This is a genomic window from Brevibacterium sp. CBA3109, assembly GCF_040256645.1.
GTDB lineage: Bacteria > Actinomycetota > Actinomycetes > Actinomycetales > Brevibacteriaceae > Brevibacterium > Brevibacterium koreense.
Genome location: NZ_CP158281.1, coordinates 1,460,223 through 1,475,960, shown reverse-complemented (window position 1 = coordinate 1,475,960; position 15,738 = coordinate 1,460,223). Strand labels below are relative to the sequence as shown.

The following is a 15,738-nucleotide window of genomic DNA, read 5'->3' as shown; positions in this document are numbered from 1 at the left end:
CCGGTTCTAACGTGCTGCTTCGGGCCGCCGCACCTTGATGAACGCGAAGATGGCGGCGATGAGCATCGGACCGATCAGCCAGGCTGCTGAGCGCAGCGTGCCGGTCACGATGATGTCCGCGCCGGGCAGCCACGTCGGCTGACCGAGGACATAGGAGAGGATGACGATGACGAATGCGGCGACCAGCATCGGTGAGGAGCTCAGATACATCGTTTTGAGGTGCCAGAGTCCACAAGCAGCCAGGAGAAGAGACAGGGCCAACCCCCAGGGCAGAATGACTGTGGCGCCCGACAGGTCGAAGACGCTCACGTTGAGGTGCTGCATTGCGCCGAGGAAGCCGATGAGCACAGCCAGCACCACCGCGTGGGCAAAGGCGAAGAAGCCGGGCTTCTTCGGCTTCCGACGTCGGCGACGAAGAGGTGCGGCATCAGTGGCGGCACCCGGGGCCTGCGTTTCGCAGACGTCGATATCGAGGTCAGCGAGCACGTGAGGTGCTCGACCCGAGAGCAGACGCTGGGAGGAGATGGGTGTTCCTGCGCCGATGGAGTAGTACTCGTGGTCGACGATCTTCATGCCGATGCCGTTCGACAGGGCGAAGAACGCCCCGGAGACAGTCACCTGGGTGCGGTGGGCGGCCAAGGCCGCGCGTTTGACCCCCAGGAGCGAAGAGATGTCCTGGGCGACGACGATCTCACTCACGGGTGGTTTGGTGGGAATCGTCTGGGCCGGTGAGAAGCCGGTTTCGGCAAATCCGGGCTGGTCAGCGTCGAACGTTTCGCGGGCAGCCTCGGCGGGGACATCGACGAACAGCAGTCGCCCGGTCCTCCAGGCAGCGGCATCGACGGCGGCGACGGTGGCCTCATGGACGCGCACGTGGTCGGGGTGGCCATAGCCTCCGTTAGAGGCGTAGGTGATGACCGCATGCGGACGGACATTGTCGATGACGGCCGCGATGTAGCGGGCAACGGTCGAGAGTTCGGCAGCACAGAGAGCATTGGCCGGCATGGTAGAGGCTGCGACGGCGTGGCCATCGGCGCCCCATTCCATCCCGGAGTCTTCGAAGGTGTGGGCATCGCCACCCAGGAATAGGTGTTCGCGCACGCCCAGTGCAGCCATCGCCTCGGCGACCTCTGATTCCCGGACGCGGGCGAGCCCGGTCCGATTCCCTTCGAGACCCTTGAGGTCGGCGGGGATGACCTCGCCGGCCTCGCCTCGTGTGGCGCTCAGGACCGTGACCTGCGCCCCCTCGCCGACTAGCGCGGCAATTGTGCCTCCGGTCGTGATCGTCTCATCGTCGGGATGAGCATGCACGAAGAGGACGCGGGGTACGACGGTCATGGGGTCCTGAGCGCTCGAGGTCATACTGTGGTGTGAGAAATCACGCGTTCTGTTTACGCATCTTGGCGTAGGTCTTCGCGCGTTCCTTCGGGTCGAGTTCCAGCTTGCGGATGCGCACTGCACCGGGTGTGACCTCAACGCATTCGTCCTCGCGGGCGAATTCGAGACTTTCCTCGAGGGTCAGCTTGCGCGGCGGGGTCAGGTTCTCGAAGGAGTCTGCCGAGGCCGAACGCATGTTCGTCAGCTTCTTCTCCTTCGTGATGTTGACGTCCATGTCGTCGGCGCGTGAGTTCTCTCCCACGATCTGGCCCGTGTAGACCTCCGAGGTCGGCTGCACGAAGAAAGTGCCGCGTTCCTGCAGGTTGATCATCGCGTACGGGGTCACGGATCCGGGGCGGTCGGCGACGAGGGATCCGTTGATGCGGAACTCGATGTTGCCGGCCCAGGGGCCATATCCGGCCGAGAAGGAGTTCGCGATGCCGGTGCCGCGCGTCTCCGTGAGGAAGCGCGTGCGGAAGCCGATGAGTCCACGTGCGGGGACGGTGAATTCCATCCGGACCCAGCCGGTGCCGTGGTTCGTCATGGTCGACATGACGCCCTTGCGGGCGGCCATGAGCTGGGTGACGGCTCCGAGGTAGTCTTCGGGAACGTCGATCTGGAGTTCTTCGAAGGGCTCGTGGACCTTGCCGTCAACCTTCTTGGTCACAACCTGTGGTTTGCCGACGGTGAGCTCGAAGCCCTCGCGGCGCATCTGCTCGACGAGGATGGCCAGCGCGAGTTCTCCGCGTCCCTGAACTTCCCAAGCGTCGGGGCGCTCGGTGGGCAGCACCTTGAGTGAGACGTTGCCGACGAGTTCTTGGTCAAGACGATCCTTGACCATGCGAGCGGTGACCTTGGTGCCTTTTTCGCGACCTGCCAGTGGCGAGGTGTTGATGCCCACGGTCATCGAGATTGCAGGATCGTCGATGACGATCGCAGGCATGGGCTTCGGGTTATTCAAGTCGGTGAGCGTGTCGCCGATCATGATGTCGGGGATGCCTGCCACAGCGACGATGTCGCCGGCAGAGGCCTCGGTGGCCGGGACCCGGTCAAGGCCCTGGGTTTCGAGAAGCTCGGTGATCTTGACCGAACTGATGTCATCGCCGCGCGCCCATGCGACCTGCTGGCCCTTGCGCAGGGTGCCGCCGAAGATACGCAGCAGAGCAAGACGGCCGAGGAACGGCGAGGCGTCGAGGTTGGTCACGTGCGCCTGGAGGATGTCGTCGTCGTTGATCTCCGGAGCCGGAATGGTCTCGAGGATCGTCTTGAACAGTGGCTCCAGGTCCGGGTTGGACGGGGCCTCACCATCAGCAGGCTGCTCGAGGGAGGCTGCGCCGACCTTGGCTGCGGCGAAGACGGTGGGCACGTTGAGGACCGAGTCGATGTCGAGGTCGGGAACTTCGTCCGCGAGGTCTGAGGCGAGGCCGAGGAGCAGGTCCTGGGATTCTTCGACGACTCCGTCGATGCGAGCATCGGCGCGGTCGGTCTTGTTGATCAGCAGGATGACCGGCAGCTTCGCGGCCAGCGCCTTGCGCAGCACGAAGCGGGTCTGGGGAAGAGGGCCCTCGGATGCGTCGACGAGGAGGACGACGCCGTCGACCATGGACAGGCCGCGTTCGACCTCTCCGCCGAAGTCGGCGTGCCCCGGCGTGTCGATGACGTTGATGACGATATGGTCGTCACCAGCAGACGGTCCGTTGTAGAGAACCGAGGTGTTCTTCGCGAGAATGGTGATGCCCTTCTCGCGTTCGAGGTCTCCGGAGTCCATGACGCGTTCAGCAAAATCACCGTGTTCGCTGAACACACCGGTCTGGCGGAGCATGGCGTCGACCAGTGTGGTCTTGCCGTGGTCGACGTGGGCGACGATTGCGACGTTGCGGCGGTTTTCCCGACGCGTGATGGCTTCAGTCATCAAGAACCTTATGAGCTAGAGAGATTGGTCCGGTGCGGACCCAACAGACCATTATACGGCCACCCGCTGACCGAAAATGACAGGTGGTGGTCAAAACCGTGCAAGAGGAACGCGAACGTGAATGCATTCGGTGGCCGCAGTGTCGAGTGAGAATCCGCTCGGAAGCGAATCTGACCCGTCCACTGCGACCACCGAATGCCCGTACCGGCCGCTGTGCTGACCCGAGATCAGGCGTTGGCTGTGGCCTCCAGGACGGCGTCCCTGGCTTCACGACGCTTGCGCTGCTCCCGTGGGTCCGGGACCGGGACCGCCGACAGCAGCCGCCGGGTGTAGGGATGAACCGGACTGGTGACGACTTGCGAGCTCTTCCCGATCTCCACCAGGTAGCCGTGTCGCATCACCGCGATCCGGGAGGCGATGCGTTCGATGACGGCCAGGTCGTGGCTGATGAACAGACAGGCGAATCCATACTCCTGCTGCAGACCCTCGAACAGATCGAGGACCTTTGCCTGAACTGAGACGTCCAGTGCCGAGGTCGGCTCATCGGCGATGAGCAGTTTCGGCCGCAGGGTCAGCGCCCTGGCGATGCCGATCCTCTGTCGCTGACCACCCGAGAGTTCGTGCGGGTAGCGGTTGCGCATCGATGTGGGCAGCTCGACTGCGGTCAGCAGCTCTTCGACGCTCTTGCTCAGAGCCGGCCCCTTCATCCCCTCGTGGAGATACAGGGGTTCGCCGATTGACTCGCCCACGGGCAGGCGCGGGTTGAGCGAGGAGCCGGGATCCTGAAAGACGATCCCGACTTCCTTGCGCAGGGGGCGCATCGCCTTGTTGCTCAGGCCCTTGATGCTCTTGCCGTTGACGACCATGTCGCCTTCGACAGTGGGCAGGAGCCCCAGCGCGGCACGACCGATCGTCGTCTTGCCAGACCCGGATTCACCCACCAACCCCACGACCTCTCCTGGAGCGATCATCAGGTTGATGTGGTGTGCGGCGCGGAACGCCTTCTTCCGTCCGATCGCCGGATACTCGATCGCAGCATCGCGCAGCTGCAGAGCCGAAGGCTTGGAGAAGTCGGCCTGAGACCCGGGGTGGTAGTAGGTCTCCGTGGAGTCCATCTCGATGTCGAAGCTGGGCTGACCGGATTCTGCGATCTCCTTGGCTTCGACCGCCAGGTCGTCGGTCCGATTCGCTCCGCCCTCGGCGACGGTGGCGGATCCGGGAGCCTTGGTCCCGACTGGCGTGCGCCCACCGTCGGTGTGAGGATTCGGACGATCATCCGAGTCGTGGTCCGAAGAAGGCGAATGAGCATCGGTGAGCTCAGTCTCGTAGGCCTGTCCCCCGGTTCCGGCGCCCAAGTGCGGCACGGCCTCGAGGAGCTGTTTCGTGTACGGGTGCTGCGGGTTGTAGAAGATCTCTTCCGCGTTGCCCGATTCGACGACGCGGCCAGCCTTCATCACGATCATGCGGTCGGCCATATCGGCGACCACACCCATATCGTGGGTGATGAGGATGATGCCGGCGTCGAGCTTCGACTTCAGTTCACGCATGAGCTTGAGGATCTCCGCCTGCACGGTGACGTCGAGAGCGGTGGTCGGCTCGTCGGCGATGAGCAGTTTCGGCTGGCAGGCCAGAGCCTGTGCGATCATGATGCGCTGTCGCTGTCCGCCCGAGAGCTGGTGGGGGAACGAATGGAACCGTTCCTCCGGATCCGGGATCTCGACGAGACGCATGAGTTCCAGAGCCCGCTCTTTGGCCTCGGTGGGGCCGACGTCCAGGTGCACGCGCAGAGTCTCCACAATCTGGAAACCTGCCGTGTAGACCGGGTTGAGCGCCGTCATGGGCTCCTGGAAGATGACGGAGATCTCGTTTCCTCGGATCTGCTGCATCTTATCCGGCGACATGCCGATGAGTTCGGTGCCGCCCATCTTGGCCGAACCGGTGGCCCGGCCGTTGCTGGGCAGCAGACCGAGCAGTGACATACTCGACTGTGATTTGCCCGAGCCGGACTCGCCCACGATCGCGAGCACTTCACCGGCGTTGACCGTGTAGTTGAGCTCCTCGGCGGCCATCCACCATTCGTCATTGACCCAGAATCTCACTCCCAGATCTTTGACGTCGAGGACCGGTGATGCGGCTGTACTAGTCTCTTCAGTCATCACTTCCTGCCTTTCTGCGTCATGCGCTCGGCCTTCTTCATCTTCCTCCAGCTCGGAATGGTCTTCATCCGCGGGTCGAACGCATCGCGCAGACCATCACCGATGAAGTTCACACACAGAGCAATGACGATGATGAACAGACCGGGCCACCAGAACAGCCACGGACGTGTGGCGAAGGACGTCTGGTACTCGCTGATGAGCTGGCCCAAGGAGATGCCAGGCGATTGGATGCCGAAGCCGAGGTAACTCAGCGCGGCTTCGAGCACGATCGCCTGACTCATCACCAGAGTCGTGTTGACGATGATGACGCCCATGGCGTTGGGCAGCATGTGTTTGAACATGATGCGGAAGTCGCTGGCCCCGGCAACGCGCGCCGAGTCGACGAATTCACGTTCGCGCAGGGACATGAAGTCACCACGGACGAGTCGTGCCAGCCCGGTCCACAGGATCGCTCCCAGAGCCAGGCCGAGCAACGGGCCGTTCGCACCGCCGACCATCTTGCCGAGGATCGAACCGATGACGATGACGGGCAGGATGATGAAGCCGTCCGTGATGCGCATGAGCAGCGAATCGATCCACCCGCGGTAGTAACCGGCAACCGCGCCCACGATCGTGCCGATGACGAGGCAGACGAGCCCGATGATGACCATGACGATGATCGAGATCTGCGTTCCCTTCATCACACGCGCGAAATTGTCACGGCCGATCTCGTCCTGCCCGAAGGGATGCTGGCCCAACGAGAAGAAGTTCGAGAACGACCAGGTCGGCGCGCCACCCGGGTTCAGGACTGGCCCCGAGGCTGTGTGGTTGTAGATCCACCACCCTGGAATCGGACCGAATCCGACCGAGCTGAAGGCGAAGAGGGCCACGAAGGCGAAGACGCCGATGCTGATCATCGCACCCTTGTGGCGAAGGAACTTCCGGAAGACGATCTTGCCCTGGGACAGGCCTTCTGTTTCTTTGGCTTCGATCGCGTTGTCCCCGACATCGTCGAGGGCGAGAGCATTCTGATTGTCGTTGTTGGTACTCATGCGTTCACTCGGATTCTGGGGTCGAGGACTGCGTAGAGGAAGTCCGCGACGAGGTTGGCGATGATGGCGAGCAGACCTGTGATGAGGATGTAGGCCATGATCGGATCGAGTTCGGACTGCCTCATCGAATCGATGAAGAGTTTGCCCATGCCGTTCCAGCCGAAGATCGTCTCTGTGATCACAGCACCGCCGATCATCGTGATGATGTCGACGGGGATGATCGATGCCAGCGGCAGCAGCGCATTGCGCAGCGCGTGCCGCATGACGACCGTCCGCTCGTTGAGGCCCTTGGCTCGTGCCGTGCGAATGTAGTCCTGCCCCATGACCTCGAGCATCGAGCCGCGGGTATAACGCGTGTAGGAGGCGAAGGAGATGAGGATCAGAGCGATTGACGGAAGGAGCAGATGGGTGAACGTGTCGAGATTCGAGATCCAGAAGTCACCGTCGATGTTCGGCGTCGAAGCACCGATAGTCGCGATCGGACGGTTGTTGATCGCGGCCAGGTTCGAATAGTCGCCCCACCCCTGCAGCACGCGGTCAGCGAAGATGATGACGGCGATGACGATTCCGGTGAAGAAGGTCGTTCGCGCAGTGTCCCAGGGATCGGGTCCGCGGAACGCAAGACCCACGCCGACGGCCACACCGATCGTCACAACGAGGAGTCCCAACATCCACAGCCAGTTCATCTCCTGGTAGTAGAAGAGGTACTGCAACGGCATATAGATCAAAGCTCCGATGACGGCCATCGTCAGGGAAGCGTAGAGGACGCGCTTGTTCTTCAGACCCGTCGACAGGAAGGTCATGACGACGGCCGCACCGAAACCGATGACGACGACTCCCACGATGCCGATGCTTGGCTGCTGCAGCCAACCGCTGGCGAGAATGTAGTAAACCGCGGCGAAAGTGATGACTGTGGCCGCGAAGAAGGTGATGAGTCGGCGTTTTCCGCCGCCCCCCAAGGCTCCCATCCAGAACAGCCCCATCGCAATGCAGACGAGGATGATCGGCACCCAGCTGCTCAGCGTCGGATCGTTGATGAAGTTGTTGATCTCGATGGCGCCGTACTGCTTGAGCAGAACTGCGACCCAGAACACGGGCAGCGAGTACAGGAGGAATGAGACGAAGGTGATGAAGTAGTCAAAGCCCGAGTACTGGCGAATCGCAGAGACCATGCCGACGGCGATGCCGAGCACGATGGCCACGAGTGTCGAAGCGGTGATGAGCTTGACCGTGTTGACGATCGCTCCCTGCAGCTGCGAGGTGACTTCCTGGCCAGACTTCCAAGCGATGCCGAAATCGCATTGCCCGACCACGCAGCCGCCCACTCCGGCCAGCCACTTGAAGTAGCGCACGATCGCGGGGGTGTCGAGGTCGAGGAGTCTACGACGGGACTCATAGAGTGCCTCGATGTTGGGCGAGGTGCTCGAACGCAGGTCCCAGAAGAAGTCGAGGGCGACGTTGAGCAGCAGATAGAGGACGAACGTCACGACCAAGAGCACGAGTGCTGTCGAGAGGAGTCGTCTGAGAATGAATCTTGTCATGGGGTGTCCGTTTCAATCTTCCGAAAACGCTGCTGTGGGGATCACAGAGTGATCCCCACAGCAGCTGGGGGTGAAGGAGAACCGACCGCGTCAGTCGCGGATCAGTTGGTCTCCCACTCCCAGTAGTTCCAGAACATGGTCGGTGACACGGCCGTGGACTTCACGTTCTTGACCTTGTCACGGTAGATCGTCAACTCAGGGAACTGGAAGATCGGTGCCCCGAAGGCGTCCTCGCTCAGCTGCTTCTCCATGTCGACAAGCAGCTTCTCCTGCTCGTCTTCCTTGGAGACAAGCAGCTTGTCGAGAATCTTGTCCATCTTCTTGTTCGAGTAGCCCCCGTAGTTGTTCTGAGCACCGGTGCGGAAGTTCGCATCGTTCTCAGTGACTCCGGTGCCCTCGGACTGCCAGCCGAACAACGAGACATCGTACGTGCCATCGCCGAGGCGGGTGCCCCAGTTGACATCTCCGACGTCCTCGATCTTGAAGCCGGCCTTCTCAGCCGATTCCTTGATGAGCTGGAACTCCTGCTGACGACGGGAGTTCGTATTGTCGTACATGATGCGCACCTTGGGCGCATCGACTCCAGCCTCCTTGAGGAGTTTCTTCGCCTCGTCGATGTCGACATCGGTGGCGTCGGCAACACCGTTTTCCTTGGTGATCGCGTCGTACATCGGCGAGCCGGGAACCTGCGAGTATGAGTCGCGGGTGACAGCCTTGTCGTTGAGAGGCTTGATGATCTTGTCGACGATGTCCTCGCGGGGGACGGTCTTGAGGAACGCCTGGCGAACCTTCTTCGCCTTCTCCTTGTCGCCGCCGTTGGCCTCGGGGTCGAAGGGACCCTTGTTGTCAAAAGTGAAGTCGACGTGCTCGTAGGTCGCACCGTCGGCCGCATCGACGGTCACACCGTCAAGGTCTTCAGCCGCGGAGAGGACGTCTGCAGTGGCCTGTGGCTGGGTCATATCGACCTCACCGTTTTCGATCGCCTGAATCATCGCCATCGGATCGCCGTTGTAGCGAACCGTGACGGTGTCGACCTTCGGCTTAACCGGTCCCGTGTACTTATCATCGACTTCCAGGGTGACGTACTGGCCCTCTTTGAAGTCGGTCATCTTGTACGGGCCGCTGTGGACGAGAAGATCTTCGTCCTCCGGCATCGAGGTGAAGTCGAAGCCTGTGTTCCAGGTGTTCGAGATCTTGGACAGCTTCTCGGTGTCTTTGTCCTTGATCGCATCGAGGATGGCCTGTTTGCCCTTTTCAGGGTCGTCGACGCCCAGAGCCTTCTTGGCCACGATGTGTGCGGGGAGACCGACGCCATCGGCGCCGACGCCGAATTCGGTCTGCCAATCGGCATAGGGCTTCGAGTAGGAGAGGGTGATCTCCTTACCGTCTTCGGAGATCTTCGGGAAGTCCTTGACGAGTGCCGAACCAGCCGTGGACGAATCGAAGTAGACCGTCTTCGCGTCATTCTCCTTGACCGAACCGTCGTCAGCATTGTTCTGATCGACGGTGTTGAAGTTTGCCGAAGTGCCAGCCCAGGTCAGAGCCAAGTCAGCTGCATCGACCGGAGTCCCATCGGACCACTTGGCATCGTCGTTGAAGGTGTACTTGACCTTCAGCGGGTCTTCGGAGACCTGCTCCATCTTGCCCAGAGATCCGTCTTGGACCTCGAGTTCACCGTCGTAGTATCCGAAGTTGTCATTCATCATGTAGGTGAGAATGGCGTTCGAGACGGCATTGCCGTTTGCAGTCAGGTTGTTCATTGAGCGGAAGGACTCGTTCCAACCAATATTGACGCTCGACTTTTCTGACGACTTCTCATCGTCTCCGCCGCCCGGGGGCGTGCAGGCAGTGAGCACCATTGCTGCTGCGGCGACTGAAGCTCCGGCCGCGAGGAAGCGCTTTTTCACGTTCTCTCCTAGTAGTCATTCAGGGCTGCTTCGCCCGTTCATCCACGTCCCTGTTCTGGAACGTGTTGCGCTCTTTCATTCCCGGTCTGGGAACGTGATCGCGTTCATGTTTTTCACATGGAATGCCTCAAAACTAATTCACTCAACACTGTGACTGAGTCCACATATTGAGCAAATTTCACAATCGTTACCGTTTCGAGATCAAGGAAACATGCACACAACCTGCAGTCTCAGTGGATAGGATGTTGAGGTGGTTAACAGTGAGATAGATCGCAGTGCAGGGAACAATCAGCCGAGAGTTGTGCGCACAACGAGCTCGACGGTGCTCTTCTTCGTCATCGCCGCGCTCTGTGCAGTGGGGGTCGGGTCGATCGCCATCGGTGACTTCACGCTCAGGGGCCTCGCCGTGGCCGGCATCCCGATCGCCGTCGGCACGGTTGTCTATGCGCTCTATCGGTTTCCTCGCGTCGAGCTGGGCCACCGTGAGCTTGCGCTGATCAACCCGCTGCAGTCGGTCCGCATCCCCTGGAATCTCGTCGATGGGTTTGACATCCACTTCGGGCTCGGAGTGCGCACCCATGAGAAGGTATTCTCTTCCTGGCCCCTGGCCGGCAGGGGGAAGAAGATGGAGAAGGACGAGCACGGCATCCGCAGGCTGATGGACAATCCCAATCCTGCCGTCGATACCGTGCTCGACCGCTATTCCGGCCTCAGCGATGAGGAGCTGTCCAACCCGCGTGGCGAACGCACTATCACCACGTCGTGGAACCTCGGCATCATCGCCGCACTCGTGGTTGCCGTCGTCTGGGCCGGCATCGGCTTCGCTGCCCTGCCCAGCTGATCAGACGGCCACACTGATCAGTCAACTTGACTGATCACCAGCCGCGTTCGCGCCATTCCGCCTGCTTCGGACGCTCCTCGCCCAGCGTGGTGGAATCACCGTGTCCGGGCAGCACCCGGGTCTCATCGGGCAGCTGAGCGAAAACTCTGTCCTCAAGGTCATCTATGAGGGAGGCAAAGTCATCTGCGTGCCAGGTCTTGCCGGGTCCACCGGGAAACAGCGAGTCTCCGGAGAACAGGATGGTCTCTCCCCCGTCGCGCAGCAGCAGCGCGATCGAGCCCGGCGTGTGGCCGCGCAGCCCGATCGCCTGAAGGACGAAGCCGCCGAAGTCTCCGACGTCGAGGTGGTCGACCGTGCGTGCGATCTCCACGCCCTCAGCCTCTGTGATTGCCTCCGCATCGTCGCTGCCTGCGATCGTCATCGCGTCGGGGAATGCCGCCGAGGTGGCCGACAGCGCTCGAATGTGATCCCAGTGCTGATGTGTCGTGATGATCGCCTGCAGGACTGGGTCTGCCGAGGTGTCTACACCAGCGGAGGCGATGAGCTCCTTGATTGCGTCCACATCGTCTGCGGCGTCGATGAGGACCTGTGTCCCCGACTCCTTGGCGGTGATGAGGTAGACGTTGTTGGCCATGTCGGACACCGCGATGCTGCGGATGACGACGTGTTCGGTCTCGATAGTGTTCGTCATTGTCGGTTCACCATGCTCCTCTTGTGTACTGCGGTGGATACGGTCCCGGTTCGACCCCGAGATCGTGGGCTGCTCGCTGCGGCCAGGCTGGTTCGCGCAGCGCTGCCCGGGCCAGGAAGATCGCGTCCGCCTGTTCCGAGGCCAGGATCGTCTCGGCCTGTTCCGGATCTGTGATGAGGCCGACGGTGCCGGTGCTCACTCCTTCTGCCCGGATCGCGGCAGACAGCGGTACCTGGTAGCCGGGTCCGACGGGCACCTTGACGGGAAAGTTTCCTCCGGACGAGACATCGATGAGGTCCACGCCGCGGGTTTTGAGGTCACGGGAGACCTCGACCGCCTCAGCGATGTCGAAGCCGCCTTCACGCCATTCGCTGGCGGAGAGTCGGACCAGGACGGGCACGTCTTCCCCCACGGCTTCGCGCACAGCCTGATAGGTCTCAGTCAGCAGTCTCGAACGTCCGGTGAGGTCGCCACCGTACTCATCACTGCGTTCGTTCGACAGCGGAGACAGGAACGAATGAAGCAGGTAGCCGTGGGCGGCATGGAGTTCGACGACGTCGAACCCGGCACCGACGGCACGGGCCGCGGCCGAGGCGAAGGCATCGACCACCTCGGCGATGTCGTCCTTCGTCATCTCCTGTGGTGATTCGTAGCCGGGGTAGGCGATGGCGCTGGCGCCGAGGGTGGGCCAGCCTCCCTCGGCCTCGGGCACACTGCCCCGGGGGTTGCCCCCGAAGGGCCGGTAGGTGCTCGCCTTACGGCCTGCGTGTGCCAGCTGGACACCGATCCGACTGCCCTGCGAATGGACGAATTCGGTGATGGACGACCAGGCGTCAGCCTGGTCGTCGTTCCAGATGCCTGCGTCCTGGGGTGAGATCCGGCCTTCGGGCAGCACCGCTGAGGCTTCGGTGAGGATGAGCCCGAATCCGCCCTGGGCGCGTGCCCCGAGGTGGACGAGATGCCAGGTGCCGGGCATTCCGTCTTCGGCCTCACAGGAGTACTGGCACATCGGGGCCAGCCAGATGCGGTTGGCGATCTCGGTGCCGCGCAATGTCATGGGTGAGAAGAGAAGTGTCATGGCACCAGTCTGCCAAAGTTCGCCACTCTTCAGAGCATGATGTTAAATACTGGAATGGCCAGCAGGTAAACCGTCGCCGTGATGAGCACGATCCCGATGACATTGAGCAGCACACCACCCTTGATCATCTGCCCCACAGTGACGTAGCCGGAGCCGTAGGCGACTGCGTTCGGTGGGGTCGCCACCGGCAGCATGAATGCACACGTAGCCGCCAGAGCTACGGGGATGGTCAACAGCAGCGGGTCAAGGTCGAGCCCCATCGCAACTCCGCCGACCACGGGGATGAACGTCGCTGCGGTGGCGGTGTTTGACGTCAGTTCGGTGAGGAACAGGATGATGGTCGCGAAGATGGCGACGATGAGGATCGTCGGGAGCACCCCGAGCCCACTGGTCGATTTGCCGATCCATTCGGTCAGACCCGAGGAGGAGAACTGTGCCGACAGCGCCAATCCTCCCCCGAAGAGAAGCAGCACACCCCAGGGCAAGTTCTCCGCGGTGTCCCAGTCGAGCAGCTTGACTCCGCGGTTGGCCCCGCCGGGGATGAGGAACAGGAGGAGGCCGATGGCCATGGCGATGCCTTCGTCGCTGATCGGCGGCTCGTCGAAGATCAGCGGCAGAGTGATCCAGCAGACTGCGGCGAGGATGAACATGGCCAGGACCAGCTTCTCGCCGGTGGACATGGGGCCGAGCTTCTTCAATTCGTCGCGGATGAGCTCCCTGCCGCCGGGGATCTCATCGATCTCAGGTTTGAAGAGGACCTTGACGAGGAGGAACCAGGCGATGACCATCATGACGATCGACAATGGAACACCCACGAGCATCCACTGGCCGAAGCCGATGGAGATGTCGTGGTTCTCCTCGAGGTATCCGACCAGGAACAGGTTCGGCGGGGTGCCGATGATGGTTCCCAATGACCCGATCGAGGCGGAATAGGCGATGCCCAGCATGAGGGCGGTGCCGAAGTTGGATCTCACTGCCGTACCCAGGCCGGTGTCCTTGTCGGGGTCGGCCCGGTCAGCGTCGGCGGCAATCGCACCGCCGACGACTTTGCTCACGATCATGAGCACCGAGATCCCGATCGGCAGCATCATCACGGCAGTGGCGGTATTGGAGACCCACATGGAGACGAATCCGGTGGCGATCATGAAGCCGGCGATCATCGGTCCAGGCTTATTTCCCATAATGCTCAGGGTCACCAGGGCGATTCGGCGGTGGAGGTTCCAGCGCTGCATCGCCAGGGCGATGAGGAAGCCGCCGAGAAAGAGGAAGATGATCGGATTACCGTAGGAGGCACCGACGGTCTTCATCTCGATATCTGTGCCGAGAACCGGGAATGCGACGAGCGGAACCAGAGCCGTGGCGGCGATCGGCAGCGCTTCGGTCATCCACCAAGCAGCCATGAGCACGGCGATCGCCGCTGTGAGTCTGACGCCGTGGTCAAGGTCGCCCGGCATGATGGCATAGACGAGAGTGGAGAGGATCAGTCCGAGCAAGAAACCGGTCCACCGGATCCGGACGGTGCGTTTAGCCAGTCCGGGCGCTCGCTCTCCGGGTGAGAGTTCGCCGATTTCGGTTGAGCCGCCCGTGGTTGAATTCTTGTCCTGAGTCATCTGCGCTCCTCATCGAGCAATGTCGGATGCTGGTGGGCTACACCTTACTCAAGAACTGTTCGATGTGGTCGAAGACGAGGTCGGGATGTTCGACCATGGGCAGATGGGCCGCGTCAGGGACAACAGCAATCGTGGAGTCGGCCACCTGTGCCGAGAGCTCCGTCATGGCTTCGGGGGTGCAGCCGGGATCCTGCGCTCCGGCGATGAACAGGGTCGGCGTGGTGATGGTTTGGAGGCGGCCGGTCACGTCGTACTGGGTCAGGGCCCGTGCGCAGGCGATGTAGGCGGCATCATCGATCATTGCAAGATCGGTCAGGACAGCCGGTCCAGAGGCGATGTCTTCCGTGAGGAAGCCGGCGGCGAACCACCGGTCGGCGGTGTCGTCTAGCTGGCCGCGGGTTCCGTCCTCCTCGACGTCCTTGATGCGCTCGGCCCAGGTATCGGCGGTGCCGAATTTGGTCGCCGTCGAGCAGGCCACGAGACCGGTCAGCGAGTCGGGGTGGTCGAGTGCCAGCGTCAGGCCGATCCCACCGGAGATCGAGGCTCCGCAATAGGTGAACTTCTCCACACCCAGTTCAGCCAGGCTCGACACCAGGCCCGCCGCGAGATCCGAGAGCGTGAAATCGTCTGCCTCATCTGTTCGAGGATGGGTGTGGCCGGGCAGGTCGGAGAGATAGATCTGATAATCGTCGGCCAACCTGGCCGCGACTGCCGCCCAGAGGGAGACTCGGGTGCCGAGGGCGTTTCCGAAGACGATGACCGGTGAGCCCGGATTGTCGTTGAGGGGGTGGACGCAAATGCGCAAGAGAGCTCCTAGCAAGTGTCGAGATCAGATGTGATGTTCGAGGTCAGGAGGGCAGTTAGACGGTCAGGAGACCACCGCACTGAGCCTACCGCCCGAGTACTCGAGATAACAGCGTGGGCACAATGATTCATAGGTCACCGCGTTGCCGTCGATGGCGACCTGGTCACCGTCGAAAATGAACTCGCCATCGACGAGGCGGCCGTTGAACATCGCTTTGCGTCCGCAGCGACAGATCGTCTTGAGTTCCTCCAGAGTGTGAGCAATCTCAAGCAGTCGACCCGAACCGGGAAAGGCCTTGGTGCGGAAATCGGTGCGGATGCCGTAGCACATCACCGGCACCGAGGCGTGAGTGGCGATGCGCATGAGCGAATCGACCTGGAGCGGTTCGAGGAACTGGGCCTCGTCGATGAGCAGGCAGGCCACGCGCGCTTTGGGGGTGTCGATGGATTCGAGCAGAGCATCATGATCGACGTAGTCCGCGTGCTCGCCGTAGATGGTCTCGACGTCGGAGCCTGCGGGGATGAGGAAGTCGACTTCCCGGGTGACGCCAAGACGAGAGACGATCTCACCGGCGCCCTTCGTGTCGATGTGAGGTTTGGCCAACAACACTCGCTGGCCGCGCTCCTCGTAGTTGAAGGCGGCCTGCAGGAGAGCGGTCGATTTTCCGGAATTCATGGCCCCATAACGGAAGTAGAGCTTGGCCACCGTCATCCTCTCTCTGTCGTTCGTGATGATTCTCTTGTTGTTCGTGACGAGACAGAACCCTACCGGGAAGCTGCGCCGCTGACG

General features: G+C 61.8%; 12 protein-coding genes. 1 reads left to right on the top strand and 11 read right to left on the bottom strand.

The annotated features are described in order from the left end of the window. Window positions 1-6: 6 nt before the first annotated feature. The 6 genes from AAFP32_RS06850 to AAFP32_RS06825 form a co-directional block, all read right to left on the bottom strand. Window positions 7-1,338, bottom strand: coding sequence for a PIG-L family deacetylase (locus AAFP32_RS06850; protein ID WP_350271176.1), 1,332 nt, complete (start codon window positions 1,336-1,338; stop codon window positions 7-9). 40 nt (window positions 1,339-1,378) lie between these two features. Beyond that, window positions 1,379-3,289 carry a translational GTPase TypA gene (gene typA, locus AAFP32_RS06845; protein ID WP_350271175.1) on the bottom strand — a complete coding sequence of 637 codons (1,911 nt, stop codon included), beginning with the start codon at window positions 3,287-3,289 and terminating at the stop codon, window positions 1,379-1,381. Between the two features lie 227 nt (window positions 3,290-3,516). After that, the gene (locus tag AAFP32_RS06840; protein ID WP_350271174.1) at window positions 3,517-5,445 is read right to left on the bottom strand and encodes an ABC transporter ATP-binding protein; all 1,929 of its coding nucleotides are present in this window, start codon (window positions 5,443-5,445) and stop codon (window positions 3,517-3,519) included. Further along, window positions 5,445-6,476, bottom strand: a complete 1,032-nt coding sequence (locus AAFP32_RS06835) for an ABC transporter permease (RefSeq protein WP_350271173.1) — start codon at window positions 6,474-6,476, stop codon at window positions 5,445-5,447. The genes AAFP32_RS06840 and AAFP32_RS06835 overlap by 1 nt, the downstream gene beginning before the upstream one ends. Continuing rightward, window positions 6,473-8,017 carry an ABC transporter permease gene (locus AAFP32_RS06830; RefSeq protein WP_350271172.1) on the bottom strand — a complete coding sequence of 515 codons (1,545 nt, stop codon included), beginning with the start codon at window positions 8,015-8,017 and terminating at the stop codon, window positions 6,473-6,475. The genes AAFP32_RS06835 and AAFP32_RS06830 overlap by 4 nt, the downstream gene beginning before the upstream one ends. Before the next feature lie 101 nt (window positions 8,018-8,118). Continuing rightward, window positions 8,119-9,924 (bottom strand): ABC transporter family substrate-binding protein, encoded by a 1,806-nt coding sequence (locus AAFP32_RS06825; protein ID WP_350271171.1) that lies wholly within the window; start codon window positions 9,922-9,924, stop codon window positions 8,119-8,121. A gap of 301 nt (window positions 9,925-10,225) precedes the next feature. Here AAFP32_RS06825 and AAFP32_RS06820 point away from each other — a divergent pair, with 301 nt between their 5' ends. Beyond that, a complete protein-coding gene (locus AAFP32_RS06820; RefSeq protein WP_350271170.1) occupies window positions 10,226-10,765 on the top strand; it encodes a hypothetical protein in 540 nt (179 codons plus the stop codon). Between the two features lie 34 nt (window positions 10,766-10,799). Here AAFP32_RS06820 and AAFP32_RS06815 read toward each other — a convergent pair whose 3' ends face one another. The 5 genes from AAFP32_RS06815 to AAFP32_RS06795 all read right to left on the bottom strand — a co-directional run bounded on the left by AAFP32_RS06815 (window position 10,800) and on the right by AAFP32_RS06795 (window position 15,654). Then, window positions 10,800-11,456, bottom strand: a complete 657-nt coding sequence (locus tag AAFP32_RS06815; RefSeq protein WP_350271169.1) for an MBL fold metallo-hydrolase — start codon at window positions 11,454-11,456, stop codon at window positions 10,800-10,802. A 7-nt stretch (window positions 11,457-11,463) separates the two neighbouring features. After that, window positions 11,464-12,534 carry an NADH:flavin oxidoreductase/NADH oxidase gene (locus AAFP32_RS06810; RefSeq protein ID WP_350271168.1) on the bottom strand — a complete coding sequence of 357 codons (1,071 nt, stop codon included), beginning with the start codon at window positions 12,532-12,534 and terminating at the stop codon, window positions 11,464-11,466. A gap of 29 nt (window positions 12,535-12,563) precedes the next feature. After that, window positions 12,564-14,144, bottom strand: coding sequence for a DASS family sodium-coupled anion symporter (locus AAFP32_RS06805; protein ID WP_350271167.1), 1,581 nt, complete (start codon window positions 14,142-14,144; stop codon window positions 12,564-12,566). A 37-nt stretch (window positions 14,145-14,181) separates the two neighbouring features. Further along, window positions 14,182-14,949, bottom strand: coding sequence for an alpha/beta fold hydrolase (locus AAFP32_RS06800; protein WP_350271166.1), 768 nt, complete (start codon window positions 14,947-14,949; stop codon window positions 14,182-14,184). Between the two features lie 63 nt (window positions 14,950-15,012). Further along, entirely contained in the window at window positions 15,013-15,654 is a 642-nt protein-coding gene (locus AAFP32_RS06795; protein ID WP_350271165.1) for a thymidine kinase, read from the bottom strand. Between the last annotated feature and the right edge of the window lie 84 nt (window positions 15,655-15,738).

Bases quoted from the DNA above. Each gene is read 5' to 3' on its own strand.
- AAFP32_RS06850 (WP_350271176.1), bottom strand. From the start codon at position 1,338: ATGACCGTCGTACCCCGCGTCCTCTTCGTGCATGCTCATCCCGACGAT.
- typA (WP_350271175.1), bottom strand. From the start codon at position 3,289: ATGACTGAAGCCATCACGCGTCGGGAAAACCGCCGCAACGTCGCAATC.
- AAFP32_RS06840 (WP_350271174.1), bottom strand. From the start codon at position 5,445: ATGACTGAAGAGACTAGTACAGCCGCATCACCGGTCCTCGACGTCAAA.
- AAFP32_RS06835 (WP_350271173.1), bottom strand. From the start codon at position 6,476: ATGAGTACCAACAACGACAATCAGAATGCTCTCGCCCTCGACGATGTC.
- AAFP32_RS06830 (WP_350271172.1), bottom strand. From the start codon at position 8,017: ATGACAAGATTCATTCTCAGACGACTCCTCTCGACAGCACTCGTGCTC.
- AAFP32_RS06815 (WP_350271169.1), bottom strand. From the start codon at position 11,456: ATGACGAACACTATCGAGACCGAACACGTCGTCATCCGCAGCATCGCG.
- AAFP32_RS06810 (WP_350271168.1), bottom strand. From the start codon at position 12,534: ATGACACTTCTCTTCTCACCCATGACATTGCGCGGCACCGAGATCGCC.
- AAFP32_RS06805 (WP_350271167.1), bottom strand. From the start codon at position 14,144: ATGACTCAGGACAAGAATTCAACCACGGGCGGCTCAACCGAAATCGGC.